The 9,779-nt window shown below is 58.9% G+C and carries 7 protein-coding genes, 1 tRNA gene and 1 pseudogene; 3 read left to right on the top strand and 6 right to left on the bottom strand.

The features are described from left to right. Positions 1–38 precede the first annotated feature (38 nt). A complete protein-coding gene (locus FHK92_RS13880) occupies positions 39–785 on the top strand; it encodes a flagellar brake protein (RefSeq protein WP_181288538.1) in 747 nt (248 codons plus the stop codon). 63 nt (positions 786–848) lie between these two features. On the opposite strand, the gene FHK92_RS13885 is transcribed toward FHK92_RS13880, so the two are convergent. The 5 genes from FHK92_RS13885 to FHK92_RS13905 all read right to left on the bottom strand — a co-directional run bounded on the left by FHK92_RS13885 (position 849) and on the right by FHK92_RS13905 (position 6,447). After that, positions 849–2,216, bottom strand: a complete 1,368-nt coding sequence (locus tag FHK92_RS13885) for an MFS transporter (protein WP_181288539.1) — start codon at positions 2,214–2,216, stop codon at positions 849–851. A 69-nt stretch (positions 2,217–2,285) separates the two neighbouring features. After that, positions 2,286–3,527, bottom strand: a complete 1,242-nt coding sequence (locus FHK92_RS13890; protein WP_181288732.1) for a glutamine synthetase family protein — start codon at positions 3,525–3,527, stop codon at positions 2,286–2,288. 327 nt (positions 3,528–3,854) lie between these two features. After that, positions 3,855–4,547, bottom strand: a complete 693-nt coding sequence (locus FHK92_RS13895) for a sensor histidine kinase (protein WP_181288540.1) — start codon at positions 4,545–4,547, stop codon at positions 3,855–3,857. Then, the gene (locus FHK92_RS13900) at positions 4,540–6,147 is read right to left on the bottom strand and encodes a tetratricopeptide repeat-containing response regulator (RefSeq protein ID WP_181288541.1); all 1,608 of its coding nucleotides are present in this window, start codon (positions 6,145–6,147) and stop codon (positions 4,540–4,542) included. The genes FHK92_RS13895 and FHK92_RS13900 overlap by 8 nt, the downstream gene beginning before the upstream one ends. Before the next feature lie 223 nt (positions 6,148–6,370). After that, positions 6,371–6,447: transfer RNA gene (locus tag FHK92_RS13905), tRNA-Arg, on the bottom strand. A gap of 525 nt (positions 6,448–6,972) precedes the next feature. Between FHK92_RS13905 and FHK92_RS13910 the strand changes: the two genes are divergently transcribed. Next, positions 6,973–7,299 carry an Arc family DNA-binding protein gene (locus FHK92_RS13910; protein WP_030142445.1) on the top strand — a complete coding sequence of 109 codons (327 nt, stop codon included), beginning with the start codon at positions 6,973–6,975 and terminating at the stop codon, positions 7,297–7,299. A gap of 121 nt (positions 7,300–7,420) precedes the next feature. Here FHK92_RS13910 and mgtE read toward each other — a convergent pair whose 3' ends face one another. Then, positions 7,421–8,863, bottom strand: coding sequence for a magnesium transporter (gene mgtE, locus FHK92_RS13915; RefSeq protein ID WP_030142446.1), 1,443 nt, complete (start codon positions 8,861–8,863; stop codon positions 7,421–7,423). A gap of 321 nt (positions 8,864–9,184) precedes the next feature. Between mgtE and FHK92_RS13920 the strand changes: the two are divergent. Beyond that, positions 9,185–9,695 (top strand): annotated as a pseudogene (locus tag FHK92_RS13920) (cell envelope protein SmpA); the annotation flags it as partial. Between the last annotated feature and the right edge of the window lie 84 nt (positions 9,696–9,779).

Below are 9,779 nucleotides of genomic sequence, written 5' to 3' on the forward strand. Positions count from 1 at the left end.
CTCTATGTAGTCGTATTTTGCTTGGAGATTGACCCACCGTGTTCAATGCCTCAAACGCGGAAGATGCTCCGCAGCCACCGAAGGTCCTTACCACGCCCCTGGAAATCTCCGGCAACCTGCGGATGCTGCAAGACAGTCATGATCCGCTGATCATTACTTTCCACGAGCGCAGCCAGCGCTTCCAGAGCTACCTGGTGGACGTTGATCGCGAGAAAAACACCATCGCTCTGGACGAGATGATTCCCCGGGACGGCGAGCGCTTCCTGCTGGCGGGCGAGCCGTTTCGTGTCGAGGGTTTCCATGACGGCGTGCGTATCGCGTGGGAAGGCAATGGTCCGTTGACCATCGATGATTCCAACGACGGCCGCTGCTACCGCGGCGCCCTGCCCGAAGAAGTGGTGTATCACCAACGTCGCAACGCCTTTCGGGCTGCGTTGAAACTGGCGCAACTGGTGAGCGTGGAGATGGGTGGCGATAAGCTCAAATCAGCGGTGAATGGCCAATTGCTGGATATCTCCGCCACCGGCTGCAAGCTGCGCTTCGATGGTGACATCACCGAACGGCTGCAACTGGGCCAGGTTTATGAACGGTTCATCGCCGCCCTGCCATTCGGCAACATGACCGCACCGGTGGAACTGCGTTACCTGCATTTTGAAGAGCGAATCAACACCACCTTCGCTGGCGTGCGCTTCCACAACATCAGTGGCCTGGTGCAGCGCCAAGTCGAACGTTTCGTGTATCAGTTGCAGCGTGAAGCCCGTCGGTTCGATAAAGACGACTTCTGATTTTCGCGGGCAATAAAAAACGGGCAATCCCTGGTAGGGACTGCCCGTTTTTTTATGCCCGGCTCAAGGCCTGGCCTGGGTGAAGTCGGAGGGAGGCGGTTGGTCATCAGCGCCTTCGGTGACCGGCTCCAATTCAGGCTCCGGCTCCGGCTCGACGTCCGGATTGGGCGACGCCTGCATCTGTTCCTGGACAACCTGCTCATCTACCCGTGGATCGAGGCACGCCACGAGTGGCGAGCTGGTCATGTTGTCCGGCATGGCCACGTGGTGCAGCGGTGCGTCGTCGACCTGGTGCAGGTTGGTGACCGCTTTCGGCCGGATCCGCCATACCAGGACCAACGCAAACAGGGCGAAGAAGCCATAGAGCATCTGGCTGCCGTACAGCTTCATCAGCACACCAGCCACCAACGGGCCGATACTGGCGCCCACGCCGTAGGTCACCAGTAGCATCGCCGTCAGCGACACCCGGCGATCGCCTTCGACATGGTCGTTGGAAAACGCCACCGCCAGCGGATACAGGCAGAACTGCACCAGCGAACAGCAGAACCCCGCGACGAACAATACTTCCAGCGGCACCTGCGACAAGATAGCCAACGGCAACGCACAGATCGCCAGGGCCAGTGCAAAGCATCGGATCAGGAGTGCGCGGTCATAACGATCCGACAGCCAGCCCAGCGGCCACTGGACCAAAAGGCCGGCAAAAATGCAGCAGCCCATGAACAGACCGACCTGCTCGGTGGAAAGCCCCTGCTGGGAGGCGTACAGCGGCGCCAAGCCATAGAACGAACCGACGATCAGCCCGGAGCCCAGCACGGTGGTCAGCGACTGCGGTACGCGCTTGATAAAGAAGCGCGGCTCCATCGGCGCCGGATGCAGCGGCGCCGGGTGAATCCGTCGAGTCAACGCCACGGGCACCAGGCACAGGGCAAAACACAACGCCACCAGCATCAGCAGTTCCAGCCCAAGGGCCGGGTGCATGACCAGAATCAACTGGCCCAGCACCAGCCCCAGGTACGAGGCGATCATGTAGCCGCTGAACACCACGCCGCGCTGCTTCGCATCGGCCTGCTCGTTGAGCCAGCTTTCAATGACCATGTACTGGCACATCATGCCCAGGCCAACAATCATCCGCAGCACGATCCAGGCCGGCAGCCAGTCCACCAGGCCGTGGCCCAGCACCGCCGCGCCGACAATCCCGGCACACGCTGAATAAGCACGAATATGCCCGACACGGGCGATCAGCCGATGACCGATCTTGCCGCCCAGCACCAGGCCGAAATAGTTGGCGGCCATCAGCGCACCGACCCACAGGCTGTCGACATGGTCGGCAGCCAGGCGCAACGCCAGGTAAGTACTCAAGAGGCCCGAGCCGATGAGCATCATCAGCGAGGCAAAATAAAGCGCTCGAAAAGGTTTCCAGATTTGGCGCATCGGCGTTCCGAGCGGCTCCTTGAGGTAAGTGAGGGCTATCTTGAAGATAGCCCTGATGCAACGGGTTCGTTATGCCTGGGCCGCCAGTACACGCCGCTCCCAGGGCGTGATCTCGTCAAAGAAACTGGTCAGTTCCAGAGTCTTCGACGCAATGTAACCTTCGATGAACTCGGCCCCGAACAGTTCCTTCGCCAAATGACTACGCTTGAGACGCTCAAGGGCAGCGTGCAAGGTACATGGCAAAGACAGATTGTCCGGCACCTCGAACTCGCCTTGGATCGCGGCGCCCGGTTCCAGGCGATTTTCGATCCCATAAAGCCCCGCCGCCAGACTCGCGGCAATCGCCAGGTAAGGGTTGGCATCGGCCCCCGGCAAGCGGTTCTCGACACGCCGGGCCTCTGGTGAACTGGCAGGAATGCGCAGCCCGGCGGAACGATTGTCATGGGACCAGCACGCATTGTTTGGCGACGCGAACGGGTGGCACAGGCGATGGTAGGAGTTCACGTTCGGCGCGAACAGCGCGGTGAAGTCCGCCATGCAGGCCTGCTGGCCACCAATGAAATGCCTGAACGCGGCTGTCGGCTCGCCCGCCTCATCGCTGAAAACATTACGTCCGCTGCCCAACTCGACGACACTTTGGTGGATATGCATCGAACTGCCCGGCGTATGCGCCAGGGGCTTGGCCATGCACACCACGATCAAACCATGCTTGAGAGCCACTTCCTTGAGCAAGTGCTTGAACAGGAATGTCTGGTCGGCCAGCAGCACAGGATCGCCGTGGAGCAGATTGATTTCGAACTGGCTCACGCCCATTTCATGCATGAAGGTGTCGCGCGGCAACCCCAGCGTCGCCATGCATTCATAGACTTCATTGAAGAACGGCCGCAAGCCGTTATTGGAACTGATGCTGAACGCCGACTGGCCGTCTTCGCGACGACCGTCCAGGCCCACCGGAGGCCGGAACGGCTGCGTAGGGTCCGCATTGGGCGCGAACACAAAGAACTCCAGCTCCGTCGCAACGACGGGCGCCAGCCCGAGGGCCGCATATCGAGCGACGATAGCCTTGAGCTGGCCGCGCGTCGAAAGTGGCGAGCTTTCGCCGCTGAGTTCGTCGGCATCGCAAATCGCCAAGGCCCGGGGCGGATGGCTCCAAGGCAGGCGATGGATCTGCTGCGGATCGGGCACCAGCGCCAGATCACCGTCATCGCTGCCATAAAAGCGCGATGGCGGATAACCGCCCATGATGCATTGCAGCAGCACACCTCGCGCCATCTGCAACCGCCGGCCCTCGAGGAAGCCTTCGGCGCTCATTACCTTGCCCCTGGGCACGCCATTCAAATCCGGCGTGACACATTCAATCTCATCAATGCCCGTCAATCGCTGTGCGAGTGAACACTGGCCATCGGTCGTCATGACGCAATCCTTGTTATGTGCGAGCCGCGAACGGCAACCCGTACAAAATAGGCTCCGGCTGTTCGGAATATCAAGCACCCAGAGACAATAAACATCTGGCATAGAACGCACTGTGGGAGCGAGCTTGCTCGCGATAGCGTCAGGTCAGCAGCATCGATGCAGCTGATACACCGCTATCGCGAGCAAGCTCGCTCCCACAGGGCTCTGTACCGACCGAAGATTGGCTCAGGGCAGATAAAGCCTGAACACCCCACCGCCCAGCACACCACCATTGGCAATCTCGGTACGCCCGCTCAAGCCGCCACGCTGGTGCAGCCCGGCGATCCTGGCGGCGAAATACAGGCCCAGCCCGGTGCTGCCGCTGCTGTGGTTGATGCCCTGCACGTACTCGGCCTGACGCTCGATCATCTCGGGCGGGTAACCTTCGCCATCATCATTGATGGTCAACACAAGCTGCCCGGCCTCATCGCTCACGCTGATCAGCAACGCCTGCCGCGCATGGCGAATGGCGTTGTTGATCGTGTTATCGAGCACCGAAGCAATCAGCTCACGGTCGAAGAAACCCAGCGGGCTCAGCGGATCGACTTCGTAAGTGGCCATGATCCCGCGACTGCGAAACACGTCCTGGTGGCCGGCCAGTTGCGCTTCGATGAAGTCATCCAGTTCGTGATACGCCGGATGCAATGGCAGCTGGTTGACGCCCAGTTTGTAGAGTCCCAGCAATTGCACCAACAGACCATTGAGGTGGGCGAACTCGAACTCCATCACGCCTTGTTCCGAGGTCTGCCGCTCGCGCTCCGGCATGCGCTCGAGCCATTGCGTATGCGCCTGCATGAGCAAGGTCAGGGAGTTTTTCATGTCGTGCACGGTAGACGCGATCACCGTGGAAAAATCGAGTGCCTGTTCGCTGTCATTCATCGCCAAATGCCTTGCTTCGCAGTTTTTGATAACGCGCATGACGCGCATCGGTGTCGGGCATCATGCCCACCAGTTTCAGGCAGGCGCGGCATTCCTGCAGCAGCTCCGATTCCACACTGGTATCGGTGCCATGCAGCAGGGATTGCGCCATGTTCAGGGCAATACTGATGTTTTTCGGTTGCATCTTCAGGGCCCGCCGGAACAATTCCCGTGCCTCGGGCAATGCGCCCGTCTTGTAGACGCGCACGCCTTCGCGGTTCAGCTCGGCGGCGGCATTGCCCTGGTTGAGAATGTTCGGGTCGTCGGTGAGCTTGGCGATGCCTTGCATGACCGTCGGATCATCACCGTAGATCTCCGCGCAGTTCTTGAGCATCGACTCGCCAGCGCTGGTCTGGCCGAGCATTTGCAGTTGCTTGGCCACCAGCAAGGCGGCTTCGGCGCTCATGAACTGCTCCATCCCGTCGAGGCGCTGCAAGGCCTGCTCGGTCAGCTTCTCGGCGGTTTCGGCATCGTTGAGCAACAGGCTCGTGGCTTTCATCAGGCGCGCCCGCACCTGCAGTCCCGGATCGCTGGGGTTTTCCTTCGCCACGGCGCTGAGCGTCGTGTTGATCTCCAGGCGGGTCCGGGTATCCAGGCCTTTCTCGCTGCCTTTGCTGATCAACGCATGGGCCAGTCCAAGGTTAGTTTCCGGGTCCTTGAAGCGCGACTGGGCGCCCTGCCCCACCGCTTGGCGATAGGCTTTTGACGCGGTGTCGTAATCCTCGTTGGTCATCGCCAACTTGCCCAACAACGCTTGCCGGCGCACCGCCAGGGGCGACAGGCGCACCGCTTCTTCCAGCACATTCTGAGCCCGCTTGGTGTCGCCTTCAGCCACCAGCACATCGGCCATGCCGTCGTACAAGGCCGGCATCATCGGAAAGACTTTCAGGGCTTTTTCATAGACAGCCTTGGCTTCGCCTATCTGCCCGCGCTTGAAGAGCAATTTACCCAACCCTGCGTACGCCCACGGCAACGGGCGATCCGCGATGATGGAGTTGTACAACCGCTCAAGGGGCTCATTCTGATTCAGGTCGCGCAGCGCATCAGCCCGATAACGCAGGCAAAGCGGCCCATAGCGCGGGTCCTGCTTGCACAAGGCGATACAGGCATTGAGCACTTCCATCGGCTTGCCACGATCGAGGGCTTGCAGGATCGGCTTGAGCAGCGTCTTGCGTTGCTCAAGGCGCTCCAACCGCTGGGCCAGGCCAGAGCGATTGAAGGGTTTGGTCAGGTATGCATCGGGCTCATGCTCCAAGGCACTGAGCACCATCGCCTGGCTGGTCTCGGCGGTCACCATGAGGAAGACGCTTTCATGGCTGATCAGCTTCTCGACCATCAGGTCTTCAAGAACCTGCTGGCCATTCTTGCGCCCGTCGCCAAGGTGATAATCCTGCAGAATAAAGTCATAGCGCTTCTGCGAGCACATGCGTAGCGCCACTTCACCCGTATCGGCGGTGTCCACGTCCTTGACGCCCAGCTCACGCAGCATGGACCGGACGGAACTGCGGAAATCCGAGAAATCATCGACGATCAGAAAACTTTTTTGATGGTACGCCAGCATCGAGGATGTCCAGGCAAATAAGAAAATGAGCTCAATGGTAAAAAAACAACACAACACCGCCCCGCAGTCAGGCGAGGCGCGCAGATGATAGACAACCGCGACACCCACCGCGAGCCACTCCGGAACGCCGGAACGTCTGGAAAGGGGCCTCATTGGGTTATCGGCCACAAATGGCGATCCGTTAAGGATTCGTGGAGGGGGATCAGGAAGATTGAGGCAGAAATGGTGTCCCAGGGCAGGTTCGAACTGCCAACCTTCCCCTTAGGAGGGGGATGCTCTATCCAATTGAGCTACTGAGACATGGGTCGACCGCGAGAAACGCGGTGCGTTGGACGGCGAGCATGTTAACGGTCAACCCCGACTTTGTCATGCATCCGCCTCTATTAAGTGTAGGCAAATGGTACGGCCCGGTTCTTGCGCCAACCAAACCCTCGTGACTCCAGCCGCCACTCATCTGTCCCAGGCTTGTCGATCTAGTAAATCGGCCAATTGCCACTATCCTGTACGTAACAAGGAAAGCAGCCGTCTTGTTCCGTACCCGTTATCCGCCCAACGGTATGGCACAACGACACGATGCAATGGTCACAAATGCGGAACCTGACGGTTTTTTCAAACCAGTCCGCATTTTTTGATGAAAGGTGCTGGCATAACGCCTTTACCCGGATCAGAATTTGTCACAGAATTGGCGCCAATGATCTGGCAATTTTGAGGCATGATGCGGGCCTCATGACAATTCAGGTTGAACATTTGGCTGCGCGCCTTGTCCTATCGACATCCTGCGGCCAATCCCGAGAACCGCTCCCCTGAACTAACCGGTTAATAAATATGCGCCCAATGACAAAGCCAATTTATTCCAGCCGTACGGCTGACAAGTTCGTCGTACGTCTGCCAGACGGAATGCGCGAACGCATTGCCGAGGTGGCTCGTAATCATCACCGCAGCATGAACTCCGAAATCATTGCGCGCCTGGAGCAAAGCCTGATTCAGGAAGGTGCATTGGGCGAAGAGCTGAGCATGCGCCTGGACAGCCCGGAGCTTTCGCTGCATGAGCGCGAGTTGCTTCAACGCTTCCGACAACTTTCCCATCGTCAGCAGAACGCCCTTGTTTCGCTGATCGCCCACGACGCCGAAATGGCCGCAGACGCGTCCTGATCTCGTCCAAGATATTAAAGCCAGCCTAGTGCTGGCTTTTTTTTGCCCGAAATTTGGCCGCTTTGAAAAGCAATCGCCCAGAAAAAAGCCCGCCGGCGAGGCGGGCTTCTTGATAAGTCATTCAGAGCAGGAAGATCGTCGCCAAGCCCAGGAAGATAAAGAACCCGCCGCTGTCGGTCATCGCGGTGATCATCACGCTGGCCCCCATCGCCGGGTCGCGGCCCAGGCGAGCCAGGGTCATGGGAATCAAAACCCCCATCAACGCCGCCAACAACAGGTTGAGGGTCATCGCGGCGGTCATGACCACGCCCAGCGACCAGCTTCCATAGAGCAGATAGGCCACAACACCAATCACGCCGCCCCAGATGACGCCGTTGATCAACGCCACCGCCAGTTCCTTGCGCATCAACCGCGACGTGTTACCCGTACTGACCTGGTCCAGCGCCATGGCCCGAACGATCATGGTAATGGTCTGGTTGCCGGAGTTGCCGCCAATGCCGGCAACGATAGGCATCAATGCCGCCAGTGCTACCAGCTTCTCGATGGAGCCCTCGAACAGACCGATGACGCGGGAGGCGACAAACGCGGTGATCAGATTGATCGCCAGCCAGGCCCAGCGGTTACGCAGGGATTTCCAGACAGAAGCAAAAATATCTTCTTCCTCCCGCAGACCCGCCATGCTGAGGACTTCGCTTTCGCTTTCCTCACGGATCAGGTCAACCATTTCGTCGATGGTGAGACGGCCGATCAGCTTGCCGTTCTTGTCCACCACCGGCGCGGAAATCAAGTCGTAGCGCTCGAACGCCTGCGCCGCATCGTAGGCATTCTCGTCAGGGTGAAAGCTTACAGGGTCGCTGGCCATCACCTCGGCCACTTGCTTTTCCGGGTCGTTGACCAGCAAACGCTTGATGGGTAGTACGCCCTTGAGTACGCCGTCATAGTCGACGACGAAGAGTTTGTCGGTATGCCCCGGCAGCTCCTTGAGACGACGCAAGTAACGCAAGACCACTTCAAGGCTGACGTCCTCGCGGATCGTCACCATCTCGAAGTCCATCAGCGCACCGACCTGCTCCTCGTCGTAGGACAACGCCGAACGCACACGCTCGCGCTGCTGACCATCGAGGGCTTCCATCAGCTCATGGACAACGTCGCGGGGCAATTCGGGGGCAAGGTCGGCGAGCTCGTCGGCGTCCATTTCCTTGGCCGCGGCGAGAAGCTCATGATCATCCATGTCGGCGATCAGGGTTTCACGAACCGAGTCGGACACTTCAAGCAAGATGTCGCCGTCGCGATCAGCCTGGACCAGTTGCCAGACCGTCAGGCGCTCTTCCAGCGGCAAGGCTTCAAGAATGTAGGCGACGTCGGCGGAGTGCAGGTCATCGAGCTTGCGTTGCAACTCGACGAGGTTCTGCCGGTGGACCAGGTTCTCGACCCGGTCATGATGCGGACCTTCCTGGCGATGCGTCAGGTCTTCCACGACCCGCTGGCGATGCAGCAGCTCAACGACTTGAGCGAGGCGATCCTGAAGGCTTTCCTGCGTTTTTTTTACTTCGATTTCAGTCATAGGCGAACTCCACTCCCAGCAGTGGAGCACGCCGGAAGGATCAATCAGTTAATTCATGATTGGCAAAACAAGCTGTTGAGTAACTACTGGGTAAGTCCATGAAGATATTCCAAAGCCCCGGCGGGGCTGACGGGCGCAATCATACACCGCTTGGCGCCGTAAAACGTTAAAAAATCATGGCAAGAACAAGCGCTTGCGAGACAAACCTGAACACAGGCTGAACCTCTGTATTTACGACGACTTATTCTGAAAAGAAAACACACTACCCGGAAAAAATGCAGCGACTAACCTTGCCCGTTCACCGTCAAGGAGGACGCCAGGATGCCTGGATGTCGCTGTCTATTTTTGCTCTACGCCCTGCCCTGCCTGCCTCTCTGGGCCGCTGACCACGTTGTGCATCGCTGCGAAGATATCGATGGGCAGATCACCTTCACGACCTTGAGCTGCGGCCCGGGAGAAACCCTGACGCTACAGTCGATCCATTCGTTCAGCCCAGGCTACATCGAGCCGATGCTGCCCGAAGCCGAAAGCCGTGAGACATCCAGCAACAAAACCAGGCGCAAGGAACCGACCATCGTCGGTCGCCTCGAAGACCGCTGCGGGAACCTCATTACCCCCGGCCAGCGTCGCGAAGCCATCATCAACCAACGGATCATCGCTGGCATGAGCCAGCAGGACGTGGAGAGCGCGCTTGGCAAGCCCGACACGGTCAAGGTGCGGAATTCGAGCACGCGGTATACCTACAAAACCAAGAAGGGTCGTAGTGCAGAGGTGGTATTCGATGAGAAAGGATGTGTAAAAACCTGAATCGCAGACAGCAAAAAGCCCGCGTTTAACGCAGGCTTTTTGGTGTTTGGTGCACTCGACAGGATTCGAACCTGTGACCGCTCGGTTCGTAGCCGAGTACTCTATCCAG

It is taken from the genome of Pseudomonas brassicacearum subsp. neoaurantiaca, assembly GCF_013608025.1.
GTDB lineage: Bacteria > Pseudomonadota > Gammaproteobacteria > Pseudomonadales > Pseudomonadaceae > Aquipseudomonas.